Origin of the sequence: Cupriavidus basilensis, from assembly GCF_029335485.1 — a bacterium.
Lineage (GTDB): Bacteria > Pseudomonadota > Gammaproteobacteria > Burkholderiales > Burkholderiaceae > Cupriavidus > Cupriavidus basilensis_E.
Genome location: NZ_JARJLM010000734.1, coordinates 1 through 13,865, shown reverse-complemented (window position 1 = coordinate 13,865; position 13,865 = coordinate 1). Strand labels below are relative to the sequence as shown.

The 13,865-nt window shown below is 55.5% G+C and carries 13 protein-coding genes and 2 pseudogenes; 8 read left to right on the top strand and 7 right to left on the bottom strand.

The features are described from left to right. Positions 1 to 86 precede the first annotated feature (86 nt). From P3W85_RS45195 to P3W85_RS45175, 5 genes are all read right to left on the bottom strand, one after another. Positions 87 to 905 carry a hypothetical protein gene (locus P3W85_RS45195; protein ID WP_276269632.1) on the bottom strand — a complete coding sequence of 273 codons (819 nt, stop codon included), beginning with the start codon at positions 903 to 905 and terminating at the stop codon, positions 87 to 89. A 37-nt stretch (positions 906 to 942) separates the two neighbouring features. After that, the gene (locus P3W85_RS45190; RefSeq protein ID WP_276269643.1) at positions 943 to 1,224 is read right to left on the bottom strand and encodes a recombinase family protein; all 282 of its coding nucleotides are present in this window, start codon (positions 1,222 to 1,224) and stop codon (positions 943 to 945) included. A 697-nt stretch (positions 1,225 to 1,921) separates the two neighbouring features. Further along, positions 1,922 to 2,500 carry a hypothetical protein gene (locus tag P3W85_RS45185; RefSeq protein WP_276269631.1) on the bottom strand — a complete coding sequence of 193 codons (579 nt, stop codon included), beginning with the start codon at positions 2,498 to 2,500 and terminating at the stop codon, positions 1,922 to 1,924. An 806-nt stretch (positions 2,501 to 3,306) separates the two neighbouring features. Further along, complete coding sequence (locus P3W85_RS45180) at positions 3,307 to 3,555, bottom strand: hypothetical protein (RefSeq protein WP_276269630.1); 249 nt, start codon at positions 3,553 to 3,555, stop codon at positions 3,307 to 3,309. Positions 3,556 to 3,991: 436 nt separating this feature from the next. Further along, positions 3,992 to 4,594 (bottom strand): hypothetical protein, encoded by a 603-nt coding sequence (locus P3W85_RS45175; RefSeq protein WP_276269629.1) that lies wholly within the window; start codon positions 4,592 to 4,594, stop codon positions 3,992 to 3,994. 783 nt (positions 4,595 to 5,377) lie between these two features. Between P3W85_RS45175 and P3W85_RS45170 the strand changes: the two genes are divergently transcribed. From P3W85_RS45170 to P3W85_RS45160, 3 genes are all read left to right on the top strand, one after another. Then, the gene (locus P3W85_RS45170) at positions 5,378 to 6,340 is read left to right on the top strand and encodes a M35 family metallo-endopeptidase (protein ID WP_276269628.1); all 963 of its coding nucleotides are present in this window, start codon (positions 5,378 to 5,380) and stop codon (positions 6,338 to 6,340) included. Then, positions 6,327 to 6,767 carry a hypothetical protein gene (locus P3W85_RS45165; protein WP_276269627.1) on the top strand — a complete coding sequence of 147 codons (441 nt, stop codon included), beginning with the start codon at positions 6,327 to 6,329 and terminating at the stop codon, positions 6,765 to 6,767. Before P3W85_RS45170 ends, P3W85_RS45165 begins: the two co-directional genes overlap by 14 nt. 130 nt (positions 6,768 to 6,897) lie before the next feature. Beyond that, positions 6,898 to 7,299, top strand: coding sequence for a hypothetical protein (locus P3W85_RS45160; RefSeq protein ID WP_276269626.1), 402 nt, complete (start codon positions 6,898 to 6,900; stop codon positions 7,297 to 7,299). A gap of 106 nt (positions 7,300 to 7,405) precedes the next feature. On the opposite strand, the gene P3W85_RS45155 is transcribed toward P3W85_RS45160, so the two are convergent. Then, complete coding sequence (locus P3W85_RS45155; RefSeq protein ID WP_276269625.1) at positions 7,406 to 7,603, bottom strand: hypothetical protein; 198 nt, start codon at positions 7,601 to 7,603, stop codon at positions 7,406 to 7,408. Positions 7,604 to 8,518: 915 nt separating this feature from the next. On the opposite strand from P3W85_RS45155, the gene P3W85_RS45150 reads away from it, so the two are divergent. Both P3W85_RS45150 and P3W85_RS45145 read left to right on the top strand, forming a co-directional pair. Next, positions 8,519 to 9,472, top strand: coding sequence for a hypothetical protein (locus P3W85_RS45150; protein WP_276269624.1), 954 nt, complete (start codon positions 8,519 to 8,521; stop codon positions 9,470 to 9,472). Between the two features lie 141 nt (positions 9,473 to 9,613). Continuing rightward, positions 9,614 to 11,074 (top strand): IS1182 family transposase, encoded by a 1,461-nt coding sequence (locus P3W85_RS45145; protein WP_276269623.1) that lies wholly within the window; start codon positions 9,614 to 9,616, stop codon positions 11,072 to 11,074. Between the two features lie 353 nt (positions 11,075 to 11,427). On the opposite strand, the gene P3W85_RS45140 is transcribed toward P3W85_RS45145, so the two are convergent. Next, on the bottom strand, positions 11,428 to 11,709 hold the full coding sequence (locus tag P3W85_RS45140; RefSeq protein WP_035805040.1) for a hypothetical protein: 282 nt from the start codon (positions 11,707 to 11,709) through the stop codon (positions 11,428 to 11,430). Positions 11,710 to 12,104: 395 nt separating this feature from the next. Between P3W85_RS45140 and P3W85_RS45135 the strand changes: the two genes are divergently transcribed. The 3 genes and pseudogenes from P3W85_RS45135 to P3W85_RS45125 all read left to right on the top strand — a co-directional run. Further along, the gene (locus tag P3W85_RS45135; RefSeq protein ID WP_276269622.1) at positions 12,105 to 12,410 is read left to right on the top strand and encodes a DUF1484 family protein; all 306 of its coding nucleotides are present in this window, start codon (positions 12,105 to 12,107) and stop codon (positions 12,408 to 12,410) included. A gap of 30 nt (positions 12,411 to 12,440) precedes the next feature. After that, positions 12,441 to 12,765: pseudogene (locus P3W85_RS45130) on the top strand (ABC transporter substrate-binding protein); the annotation flags it as partial. A 1-nt stretch (position 12,766) separates the two neighbouring features. After that, a pseudogene (locus P3W85_RS45125) lies at positions 12,767 to 13,180 on the top strand (DUF4172 domain-containing protein); the annotation flags it as partial. Positions 13,181 to 13,865 lie beyond the last annotated feature (685 nt).

Below are 13,865 nucleotides of genomic sequence, written 5' to 3'. Positions count from 1 at the left end.
ATCACTCCAAAGAGCTTGTGGTAGGGGGCACTCCGACGCCTTTACTGCGGACGCATCGGGAAGTCTAGACTTTGCGGCGATGATGTTCATTCTTCGTCAGGCTGGTTATTCTCGTCGGGCAGCGCGGGCGTGCCAGTCATTGAGACAGGCTTGTTGGTCTGACCCTTGAGGCGGTAGGCCACGAATCGGTGTTGGGTGCCCGCCTTCGGGTTGGGAACGCGCTCCGCCCGCAGCTCGTTCGTGCGCAAGTCGAAATTGTAGCCAACCACCAGTGTCTCAGATTCGACGCGCGTGAGGCTGCCCACCACCTGGTAGCGATCATCACTGCCGAAGTTCTCCGGCAGAATCAGGGTCATTAGGCCCGTGGTGCCCTCGGTCAGCGCAAACGGCGTTGGTGCCACGTACATCTTGCGATCGCGGATCATGATGTCGCCGTAGGTGCCAAAGCCTTTCACGCTCTTGTTTTTGTGCACGTACTTGTGGTCGGCATTAAGGAAGTCTCCATGGCAGACCACGAGGTCCACGACAGGGTACTGCCTACGCCCGTTGCCCTGGTCGGCATAGCCGGAGAGATCTGCAGGATAGCGGCCGAACACGTAGAAGATTTGTCGGCCGTTGTGATGGCCGGTCGGCACCTGGCTGTTCGAGTCGTAATCCCGCTCACGGCCGGGCCATGCGAGACCCTTGATCTCGTAGCCCTCGGTGTGCTCCACCAGGCAGAAGTCGGGGTAGGTATTCCGCCCTGACCCCTCGAAGTGCATACCTAAGCTCTGGAGGCGTTTCTGAAACCAGTTCTGGAAGTGGAACTCCTTGTCCTTCGCAGAGACTGATTCGATCAACTCCCCGGCCTGGACTGCCAATGCGCATTGCTCAAACACGTCAAAGGCGGTTGTCTTTTGGGTCATTCTTCCCTTCAATGAGTTTGTCTGGCGGCACAACGCCTCAGTGATTGTATATGGTCGTGGACGCCGTAGTCTTTGCCAAGCTGAGTGACGCTCGCGTTGCGATCCCGCAGAAGCGGCTTAATCTCCCTAATCTGCTTTTTTGTCCACCGGCATGTCCTCGGATGCGAGCAGTAGCTAGACCAGTCTTCGTGTGCTCACGGATCAAGTTGAGCTCGATCCCGGCCAACACCGCGAACGAATGGAAGATCTGCTTGCCTGACGCGGAATTGATCTCGAATCGCTCGGTGAGGCTCTCGAACACCACGCTCTTCTGCTCCAGCGTCGCTGCACAAGCTCGGGCAGGTCGCGGCCGAGTCGATCAATCGGCACGCCACCAATGTATAGCCCCTGCTCGAGTCGGTCAGCCATCCGGCGAGGTGGCGCTGCGCAGCAGTCGCCGTGCTGCTCGCCTTGTCCTCGCAAATGCGCGAACACCCAGCGTGCTTCAGGGCGTCGGACGTTTGATCGTCCGAGAGACTCGGGCGTAGCCGAAGCGCAACTTTCCCATCCATTTGCAAGCAAATAGACGAGGACGAGCATTTTAACAGCCGGGGATATCCGTAGGGCCAGCGAGGGGTAGGTGACCCTCCCCAGCAAACTTGCGTTTAGCGGACAGTCTAGCGACAGCTACAAAAGCAGAACGAGTGTGGGGCATGCGGCGTACATGCGTTTGGATACGATAATACTCGGCATTAGCTGGAGGTAGTCCGCGTGCGATATGGTCGTATGCCCGTGCAGTTACCAGTTGCTAGTACTGCGCCGGTCCATGCAGATTACGGGCAGACTCCCTACTCTGAAATGATTGCCGACTCGATCGCATTGCACGAGACCATTCGAAATCCTTTGGGCAATGCCTCCCTAATTACTTCGCTCCCCATATAGTGCAGCGGACCAAGCGGAAGGCTCGGGAAGCGTGCGGCAAGCGCGCGGTCCGGGTAGCCGTCGATGAAGAGAATTCGTTCTCCGGGTGCCGTAGATCACAGATGTGTCTCAGTAAAATCTAGGCTTCCCGCAATATAGATCAGAGCAAGATTGCCCGTATTGCCACGACTCAGCTCCTCCAGAGAAACTGCTAGGACGTGCAAAGATAATATGATTGATGAGTGGCAGACTACTAGACAGCAGGTCAGCCAGGTCTTCCTCCCCACAGCGTCACTGATGAGTGGTGCCGCCAGAATATACTGTGATAGCGCGGCAAAAATCGTTACGCCAAGCCCAAGCAAAGCAAGGGTCTTCATGAATACGCCAATATAAAAGGTTTGCGTCAGCACACTAGTCGTGACTGGAAAAATTCCACTCGCAAACTCTACAAAAAGAAATCTACCGAATGCGAAGCTCGCTACAGCGAGTGCGCTCCAGACTAGCTTGCTGGTCATTCCTCCACTAAATGCAGAGACTATCCCCAGCTTTGAGCCATAGGCGAATATTGAGAACGCCATCCAGGCGGTATATATAACCTGCATCATGAAATAGGTAAGAAAATCTCCGTTCGTTCCCTGATGCATCAGCTGTAGCAGAAATAACACGGCTGATAATGATGAGAGTGCAAGCAACATTATCTGTATCCTAGTCGATCTTATCGAGTAAAATTCCTCGAATAAAGATTCAGTCTTCGTCAAATAGGATCGGATGAATCGGATTTCATGCTCTAACCCCGTGCTCAGTAATCGCCGCAGACGCCTACACATTCTTGAGTAGCATGTTTGTAGAGACAAGAGAAAAAAATTATCGCCAAGGGTGGCACCGGAGTCATAACCGCTGGCATTAAAAACGTTATTGAAAGTCTTCGGAATTCTGCGTATTTCAAGAGATCTCCCAGGAAGATCTGGCAGGTTCATTCGTGCGGCCCGATTCCCTTGCAAAGCCGAGGTAGGTTGGTATCTGACCCAACGGCAAACGTCAATTGATATTTGAGTCCCCCTCCGGGCGGGGTACCCTCGCTGCCTGGACGTCTAATCCTAGTGCCGAAGGACGCCCAGTAACCAGCCGGAAACTCACTTTGGCTGAGGCGCAGAGGGCAGATCGCAATGCTAGGCGGCGAAGCAAGGCCCCGGAGCTTGAGTCTGCGGAGGGTCTCCCAGAAATCGAAAGTCGCGTGAAATTTTGCAGCCTTGTTGAGCGGTACTCAGAGATGGCAGCGGGCGACTGGATGATTTCAACCGCAGCCCACAGCAGTTTATCGAACTGGCCAGGGAATCGTTCAATCGCGGCAAGCGCGTGGCGTTGGTAGCTGGCGGCAAGTATGAGCGCCTCGGTGACGAATATTACTACGTACAAGAGCTATTCAAGCCGGAGGAGCTCACGGGATATTTGCACCCACGCGACCGCCCGCTTTTTGAACTCGCCGATTGAACGTAGCGGCTCAATCAGGCGCTTTGATTGATGCGCCATGACCGAAAACGATGGCTATCGGTACGACTTCGGAGGTGATTTTTTCGTCCTCCAGTCTCATCAGACGCTTGTCTTCATCCGAGAATTGATTCAGTTCCTTCGACCCAGACCAGACGTAGGTTGCACCAGGAGCGATGGTCTCTTCCACTCGGAAGGTAATGGTACGGATGCGCTCACCGAACGTATCCTTCAGGGCGATAGCGCCCTTCACACCCTTCATGGCTTTGGTGGACTTATTCCGGATGGCAACATCCACAACGAACGAATCGCTGAATCGGCTATTGTAGAGATTTGGAACGCACCGAATGCGGCGCCCAGTTTCTTGTGCGCCACGTATCCCATCAGCAGCTTCTGGTCTTCCTCTGAAAGATTCTGCACGGGCGGTTTGATGTCTTATTCCCACTTGGACTCGTCAGCGGGAATGATCGCATCGGTAGACTTGCCACAGGCCGCCAGGATCACTGCCAGACTGATGACACAACATTCCATGTTCATATGCACTCCAATTTTCCTTATCCTCACTTCCCTCGATACCCAAACTGCGGATGATTCGCTTGTCGGAATCGGCGAGCATGTTATCGTGATCGACTAGGCTCCGAGAACTCGATAATATTGCCATGGCAATATTATCGATAGCGTCACTGCCATCGCCGCCTTCATACGCAGGGCCATAGAGCAGCGATGTAGGCAAGTTCAGCGTCTATGATGGCTTTCTGTGCGGCCGCCGATGTGCCCAGCGTGTAAAGTTTCGCACCCCTGACATCGAGCACCCCCACCATCGTTCTGGCCGTTACCTTCGGGCGAAGACAGTGCTCCATCAACGCGGTGATCAAATCCATCTTAGCCTTGTTCACCTCGTCGTCCTTCAAGTACAGCTTAATAACGTGCTGCTCCCCGTTTATCGAGAGACCCAGTTCGGGGTTGACAGAGACATCCATGCCAAGGTGGGAGTAAAGAACAGAAGGCGGTTGAAACCAGTTGAGATTTTTGTTCCCCCACCACTTCCTGTAGCCTTCTACGATGTCTGGGTACGCTTTGATTTTTTTGATATCGGTTAAACCACTGCAGATATTAAGTAAAGTGTTCTTCGGAGAATTACTTTCGTGCAGTGCAACCAGTTTTTCCCTAAACGGACGATAGAAGTCTGTGGCGGGACTGTACTCCTGGCGATTCTTTATTTGTCTAACCTTGGTCGCCTTAGGGGAGCCTGCTTTGGAAACAACATCAACCAAATCGGTCAAAGAAATTCTTGGCATCATCTTTTCCTAATGTACTGCTGCAGCGTACTGCAACCATCTGGGATTTTATAATCCATATTAGGCAGATTAGAATGGTACCGCCTCCCGGGGCGCTACAGATGGCGCGGGACTGGCAAGCCGGTCGTAGGGATACCTCTCGAATGCCTTTTCAATGTCATCTGCCATCGCCATCTCAACTCCAAGGGAAAATAATTATTGTTATCAATTGGCCGCCAGCAAGGTTGGGTACATCAAGATATTATCGCTTCGGCGGGGCCGCGCGGGCGCGAGAAGGGCTCACCCCAACTTTTGGGGGGAATCTAGCGCCGGTGACATTGGCTGGATCGAGAGCTTAATCAGCAACGGGGACCGATGGGAATTCTTCCATTACCGAGCCCAATGCTGCCAAGCGATGACGGCAACCGAGTATGCGAGGGCGGCGGATTCTATTTGAAGTGCTGCCCAGCGGCGCCCAGAAATGGCGCTTGAAAATATCAGCACTTTGGCACGAAGTCGGAGAATTTGCTGAGGTTCGATGGCTACTATCAGGTCACTCTCGCCAACGCCAGGGAGAACCGCGCAGAGGCAGAGTCTCGATTGCAACGGATGACTCGGAAGAGTCGGTGCACAAAGGGAAAAGATCGCGGCGTCCGGATGAGGGTCAGTCTCCCAAATTCTTGCCTCCCCCTCCCCGCAATAGGCGAAATTTCTTCGCGACATTGCGGATATTTCCCAACGCCGACAAGGCGATCCGCAGGCAAATTGGCAAGGCGTTCGACCACTTTGAGTGTCGGCGACCTGACAATGGAGGAAGGCATGCGCGATATGCGAGAGGCCCTGAAACATGGCGACAAGACCGCCACAGGCGGGGTACTGATTTCCACGGTGATCGGCTTTACGCATCACGGTGTCCCCGTCGCGGCGGAGGGCGATCACGCTACCTGTCCAGCCTGCAAGGTGGGTGGCCCGGTGATGAACGACGCCCATCCGCACTTCACGCTCATGGACGGACGCCAGATTCTCGTGCGGGGCGCCAGGGTGATGTGCCAATGTACGAACAAGCCACTGGTTATCCCATCACAGCAGGACTTCATCATTGAGGTGGATCGGACAGGCCACGTCCAGCCTTTGGCCGCACCTGGCGCTTTCGCACCACTGGCCGCCGAGAAGCTGTCGGACGGGCCAAGCAACCTCGTGGACGATTCGGAGCGGATCTGTGCGAACATGAGCAACGCGGAGTTTCGCAGCCTCATTCTCAGGCTCCGCGACATGGCTGTTTCGCGCTGCGGCAAGAGATTGGTGGAGCTTCGACGGTGGGGCCACGCGGATCGGGCGCGAGTCGAGGCGTGGTTTGGCGTATCAGATGAGCGGGTCCGCCAACGCCTGCTTGAGGGAATTCCCCGTATCGAGTCGATCCTCAGGAGCCTGACCGCCGACAACTTTGTTCGATACTCCGACGAGACGATGGAATACATCGGTTGCACGCCTAAAACTCGCAATAATCCGGAACTCGTGGCAGCCGTTTGCGCTCCCGATACGAAGACGCACACCATCGCAATTGCACTGAAATTCTGCGACTTATCGCCCTACTCCGACAGCGTGGACTCGCAGTTACTAACGCTTGTCCATGAAGTTTCCCACTTCCAGGATGCCATGGCGACCGAGGATCCTTTCTATCAGCTATTTAGAGCAAAGCGGGAGGCCGCGGCAAAGAATCCCAGGTGTATTGAGAACGCTGATAACGTGGCCGCCTATGTCATTGTCTAAATACTTCCGCACCGTTGTTGCAGCGGTTGCAATCCTTGTGCAGCCTGCACTGGCTTGCAGCTTCGACATTTCCTTCAACAGCAATTTCGAGCCAGGCGCGGTTCGCCTGCCGGCATCGGAAGTGCGCAAATTGGCGGAATGGATGGTCGACTCTCCCGGGAGATATGAGAACAAGGAGGAGTTTCACATTCTCGTCTACGAGGCCCGCACCGTTGGTGTCAGTCATGCTCTCGCACGCAAGCGCGTATCTCACCTGGAGCATTTGCTGACGACTTTTGGTGTGCCGGTGGGCATGATTTCCATGGAGATCGCTCGCTTCAATCCAGGAAAATCGGCGGAGCCGCCAGACTTTGCGCATATCAATTTCATGCCGGGGTGTCCGCACCCTTGCTGCCCAGGTCCGGAACCGACCTCGCAGATTCGCTAGGCGTGAGCTATCCGGCCCAGCAGCCTGTTGTCAAACGGCAGGCTGCGGCAAAGAACCCGCAGTGCATTGGGAACGCAGATAACGTTTGCCGGCTATGTCATTGTCTAAGTATTGCCGCACTCTCGTAGCAGTGGCTGCGATCCTTGTTAAGCCCGCACTGGCGTGCAGCTTCAACATTTCATTCAACACGAGCTTCGAGCCTGATGCTGTTCGCCTGCCGGCTTCGGAAGTGCGCAGACTGGCGGAGTGGATGATCAATGACCCGGCTGCCTATGAGAAAAAGGAGGAGTTTCACATTGCCCTGTATGAGGCCCCCGCGTTTGGTGTCAGTCATGTGCTCGCGCGTAAGCGCACGGCTCACTTGAAGCAGTTGCTGACGACATTTGGTGTGCCGGCGAGCATGATCTCCATGGAAATCGCCCGCTACAACCCAGGCAAATCGGTGGCGCCGAACTTTGCGCATATCAATTTCATGCCGGGTTGTCCGCACCCTTGCTGCCCAGGTCCGGAACCGACCTCGCAGATTCGCTAGGCATGAGCTAGATGACTTCTCCCTGCCCGGCAGCCTGTTGTCAAACGGCAGGCTGCGGCAAAGAACCCGCATTGCATTGAGAATGCTGATAACGTGGCCGCTTATGTCATTGTCCAAGTACTTCCGCACGGTCGCCGCAGCAGCGGCGATCTTGGCGCAGCCCGTCCTGGCTTGCAGCTTCGATATTTCCTTCAACAGCAATTTCGAGCCCGATGTGGATCGCCTGCCAGCTTCGGAAGTTCGCAGATTGGTGGAATGGATGGTCGATGATTCGGCGAAATATGAGAACAGGGAGGACTTTCACGACATGGCTCCCCGCCATCAACCGAAGCCTTCGCGCTCGCATTCAAGCCAAGCCGCCCGAGGTGAGTTAAGACACCGTCTCGGTGTCAGCATTCGCTATGCATTGGCCTCCTAACTTGGCTCAAATATGTTCGTATCTAGCCATGTAAGCTAATGCTTGCGTCAAACCGCATGGAGAATCCCTCCTCCACACGCCGATCTCACGTCAAAGCACCTTTGGCTCAGGTCCGCTCAATGGACCAAAGGCACTGCACCAAGAGCCACCGCCGACTGAGCTTGACTCCAGATCCGGACGCCGATCGGTAGATAGGGACTCCGGATATGGCAGTTATGGACGCGTTATGGGAGGTTATGGACGCCTTCGGGCTACGAAATGTGCTCGATAAGTAATCTGGTGCCGGGTTCGCAGGATCCAGAGCTCCAAACGAGATCAGTGAAAAGTACTTGGTGTGAAGCTCGAAGCTGGTATGACGCCGTGATCATCCGCCTGGCCTGCATCGTGGCCAGCGATGCCTAAAGACACCAGTGACGGTCAATCAGGATTCGTCTGATGGCCCTCTCTGGACGGATTCCTTGGGCGCGAGAATAATGACGAAACTCGCGCCAAGACGATCTGGATTGGCCCGCGGCGAACCATGGATGCTGCCTTCATGACTCTGGTGATCCGGGAGGACTCATGACTTCCGTATAACGAGATTGGTTGGAGGGGGGCGGATAGTTCAGGGACTAGCCCAACGGCCGAGTTCAGCTGCAGATTCAACCGGTCGACACTGCCTGCAAAGGCGTTCACGGACAGCCTTCGTCGACATCTCTTATGCTGTCACTCGACGGCGAGTAAATTACAATTCGTGTGTAGTAATTCGTGTGTAGTATTATGGTTCGCGCTGTGGTGCTGGCGGATGGGCTTGCAAAAGCCATGCAGAAACTGAATATTTTGTTTCTATCGGAAAAGATAACCGGGATCTTGTTCATGGAAGAACGAAAAAAACCAAATTGGTTTGTACGAATTCTGATCATAGCATTCTGCATATTGCTGGCGTCAATGATTGCTTATCGCTACATCACCATTGAGCCAAAAGCCGAAATCAGCGGCGGACTCATTACTTTACTTTTTCTATTGCTTATCCTTGTCTTGGCAGAGTCGTTTGATAATTTCTCGGTTGGGAAATTAATCTCAATCTCACGGGAAGTCAAAAAGAAGGAAAGGGATGTCGAAAAATTAGAAAAGCAAAATACTCACCTTCTGTCTCAACTCATCTCACTCTCCAACACTCAGTCACAGAACCAGAACCACACCAATGTGTACGGAGATTACCACGCCACGCCGACTGTTCAGAAGGCAAGTGAGACGGACGTCCAAGAGAAGCAGTCTTCGGACGCGGCTAGTGCAGCGACGCCGAACGGCACGTCCAGGGTCGCTACAAACTGGCGGCGGGCCGAAGAGCTAGCACTCACCAAATATCTGCAGCAACGCTCTCTACACCGATCGAATGTGATTGTTGAAGCGAAGCTGGTGTCTCAGTTTCAAGGTATTGATCCGATCTCCAGTATGCAACCTGTATTCGATGCATACATTAAGTTATCTGAGCACGAAACATTCGTTGAAATGCGACCAGCGAAGCTTTCGCTGACATTTTTCCGCGATCGGCTATACGTGATGCTTTCGAAAATTAATCACTATCGAACTGCTAAACGTGTGGAGGCACATCTCGACCTTGTGTTAATGAAGCTTCCGGGCGAGGAACCCCGAGCTCCCAATGACTTTGCACGCATGCTAGAAAGCTTCGAGCCGGCAATAGCCAGTGGCCTCCTGAAAATACATGAAATCGAATTCACTGCAGATGAAGCGGCATCTTGTAGAGATGCTTAGGGCCAAACCGGCCCGAAAGAACGGCTGCTCGAACCTGGACCGACCGCTTCTAGGAAAGTCATCTGACCGCTTCGGGTCGAGGCTGTGTGAAAACGTCTCGATCACCTAGACTGGATCAACGCATTCAGATTGGGGTACCGGATGAGGCGATTCATAGAGGGAGAAGACCGCAAGCAAGCTACCCTGCTTCCAGAATGCCTCGATGATTTCATCGTCGAGGATAACCCCGCCACGATCATCGACGCGTTTGTTGAAGAGTTGGATCTCGAGTCGCTCGGGTTCGAAGGTGCCAATCCTTCGACTACAGGTCGCCCCTCATATGGTCGCCCCTCATATCATCCTGCCGTCCTGTTGAAGATATACATCTATGGCTACCTCAACCGGGTCCAGTCCAGCCGCCGTCTGGAACGCGAATGCCAACGCAATATAGAGCTGATGTGGCTGACCGGTCGACTGGCACCGGACTTCAAGACGATTGCAGACTTCCGCAGGGACAACGGCACAGGCATTCGCAATGTCTGCCGTCGTTTCGTAGTTCTGTGCCGCGATCTGAAGTTGTTCTCGCAGGCCCTGGTCGCCATCGACGGTAGCAAGTTCAAGGCAGTCAATACTCGGGACCGCAATTTCACTGCTGGCAAGGTCGACAAGCGCCAGCAGCAAATCGAGGAAAGAATCCAGCGGTATCTGAGTGCGCTGGAGACCGCGGATCGCACGCAGCCGGCGGAGATGGGACTCAAGACAACACGACTGCGCGAGAAGATTGCGCAACTGCGTCAGCAGATGCATAGCCTTGACCAGATAAAGGAAGAGCTCAAGACGTTGCCAGATGGTCAGATCTCGATGACCGATCCTGATGCGCGCTCGATGGCGACAAGTGGCAAGGGCTCTGGAATGGTCGGCTACAACGTACAGATGGCCGTAGATGCCAAACACCATCTTGTCGTCGCTCATGAGGTCACCAATATTGGCAATGATCGGGCGCAACTCAACTCGATGGCCCGAGCCGCTCGCGATGCGATGGGTAAGACCAGGCTCAAAGCCATAGCTGATCGTGGCTACTTCAGTGCGCAGGAGATCAAGGCGTGCGCGGATACGGGCATTGCTGCCATCTTGCCCAAACCAACGACGTCCAGCGCGAAGGCGGGAGGCCGATTTGATCGGGCGGACTTCATCTACATTGCCCGAGACGACGAATATCTATGTCCCGCCGGCGAACGTGCGATATACCGCTTCACCAGAGAAGAGCATGGACTGCAGTTACGCCGCTATTGGAGTAGTGCTTGTCCTCAGTGCACTATGCGGTCTCAATGCACGCCGAGTCCGTACCGGCGTATCTCCAGATGGGAGCATGAGGAAGTGCTGGAGGCCGTCCAGCGCCGGCTCGACAAGACGCCGGATGCCATGACGGTTCGCAGGCGAACCGTCGAGCATGTCTTCGGAACCTTCAAGCATTGGATGGGCTACACGCACTTCCTGACGCGCACGCTACCGAATGTAGGTACCGAAATAAGCCTGCATGTTCTAGCGTACAACCTGAAGCGCGTCCTTCGAATTCTCGGGTTCTCGAAAACAATGAAGGCCATGCGCCTGGTGGGCGCGTAAGCACCCATTTGCACCCAACAAATGGGCTGAAGATCACCCTCAGGGGTCCACTAGCGTTGTTCGCACCCGTTTCGACATCGTCCGACGACCAGGTTGGCCGAAAATTCGATAAGGTAAGCTCCGCCCCGGAGGGCACGCGCATTGATGCGATTCGAGAGACGTTTCCACACGGCCTCGGCCGATCAGAGCCATTGACCCTACCTGCCTGCTTTCTGGTCCGCACCCAATGACTTCTGGGCGCCAACCATGATCCAAGGCTTACAGGGTGCCGGGGTCGCTCTTACTTCTTCCTGAAGATTCGTGCAGCCTTCCCCGGAAATCGGAGATCGAAGCCCGACGTCCCTAGCGGACCCCTATCCCTCCTCCGCTCTAACCTTCTCCAAATCCCGCGCAATCCGATCCCGAATCGGCGAGGTATGCCCATGCTCCTCGTCCGTCTTGCCGGTGACGAGCCAGTAGGCGTACTGGGGCCAAACCTTCCCTATGGCCTCCATCATCTCCTGAACGACACGCTGATCTTTGTGATAGGTGTTCTTCCAACTGGCAGCCTTGATGCCGGTCAGGTCTTCCATGTGCTTGAATCGACGATGGCTATCCGTCACAAAATCAATCAATTCGACGACGCGATTGCGCATATCTATTAGCATAAATTGTTCTTATCTTCTAAATTCATGCTTGTAATTGGGCGGTGGCATTCATGGCCGCACCGAGCTTGAACTCAGCCACATAAGCCCACGGCAGCAACAGCAGTTGCCGAGGACCGCTTGTTCATCAAATACCTGGCTACCGCGAGTAGAACTCGCATCGCAAAACGCAAAACTCGACAACAGCTTGTCGAGGTGAGGGCGTTCTGCGCCCGCAAAAAGCAATCAAGCCCGCCGGCGCGTGTGCGCAGGCAGGTGTCAGAGGCATAGCCATTCGCATTATGGCCTATGCGGCAACCCTAATGCCTTGCGCGCGCCGGTTACCGTCTGATGACGTACTGCATTTCCGGACGCTTTCGATGACTTAAGCCGACCAGGAACCACCCATGACCGCACGCCAACGTCGCCCACGCACCGCCGCCGAAGCAAGGGAAGCCGCAATGGAAGCCAGGCCGATCGCCGAGCCTGCGATGCTCGACATCCGAGTGGCTCCGGACGCCGATTGGAGCCGCCAGACCATCGAGCAAAGCTGCCACGAGTTGCTGCGCGTCAGCGCGGGCCTGGAGTCTCTCTTGATTCTGCTGGAGCTGCAGGCTGGCGAACACGTCGGCAACAACGGCTTGCACGCCTTGCTGGCTCCGCTGAAGCAGCAGTTGGACGAGGCAGTGGACCGGGTGCAAGCGCTGTACTGACCCCCCGAGGGCAGCCACTGCAGGTCGTAAGTCGCGGTGGAGCAATACGCCAAGGTGCTCGGCAAGCCCGTGCGTTACCGCATACTGGACATCGAGGGCAAGCCCGGTACCGCAGTGTGCAACGTACAGGAGGCGGCGGGATGAGCTCACGGGCAAGGATTGCAACAGGGCCACCTTCCTCTGGCCGGTGCCAACCTTCGGCGCCATCGAGCGCACGGTGCGGCCCTTGATCGAGTCCATGCCGAAGGCAAAACGCTGGTACACGATCACGCCGCAGTATGTGTTTGGCGATGGCTTGCTGTCGGCGGCCAAGGCGGCGTTTGCAGAGAAGGGCATTGAGCATGTGGGCAACAGTTAGCTCGCAGCGCTTCTACAGTCTGTCGGCGCAGATCCAGCGCGAGCGCAACAGCGATCATGACATCCTCGAGCGCACGCAGAAAGGGACGCTGGACGTCACGGCCTGGCTGTCGTGGTTTCTGGAAGCGCTCCTTCGCGCTGTGCAAAAGGCTCAGCACACGTTTCATGCCGTGTTGATGAAGGCGCGATTCTGGCAGCGTCGGGCGACAACACCGATGAACGAGCGGCAGGTGAAACTGCTCAACCGCCTGCTCGATGGCTTCGACGGCATGCTCACCAGCAGCAAGTGGGCGGCGATTGCCAGGTGCTCGGCGGACACGGCGCTGCGGGATATCCATGCGCAGCTGAAGAACGTGCTCACGCGTGCCAAGGCAACTCGGCCGGCCGTGAAGCCGATGCTGCAAGCCGTTTAATTCCCTTGACTTTTGCATAACCCGGCCCTCCTTCTGTGGGGCACAATAATTCCGTCAAAACGCCACACTGGATTGATCGGCTTGACTGACAGAATCACCTGTCAGTGAGCAACATGATCGGAGGCAATGTGGCTAGAGGATGGAACAGGCTAGATCGCCAGCTCGCTGGCCTTGTTGTATTGGCACGCGTCATTGAAATGATGACGCCCAACCCCGAAGCGCCGTCCGCCGTGCTGTGGAGGCCATCGTGATCCACCGGCTAGCGAACGGGTATTTCAGCAACCACCCCGCGCAGGGCATCGCGCTGATTCTGATCGCATTTGGCGTCGCGGGTGCCGTCGCACCCGCTGTCGAGCTCCTGGATCCAGGAGGGCAGTATTGCGCCAGGCCGACATCGACGCAGCCCGTGGTCTCTCGTACGCGCTCGGCAGTCGATGTCCGGGCGCGCAGTTAGGATTGCGAGGGCAGCGCCGTTTTCCGTGGCAGCAAGGCGTCGTGGTCGTTGGTGGCATTGGCGATGGCAACGCACATCCTCATCGGAAACAGCAAACGCGCTCGGGCGCAATGCGGGTCCTCCAACCTCAATTCACCTGCAACCACTTTGGCATCCTGTCCAGGATCTGGAGGCTATTGCCGACCACATCGCCGCGGACAACCTGGCACGTGCGCTGGCGCCACCCCAAAA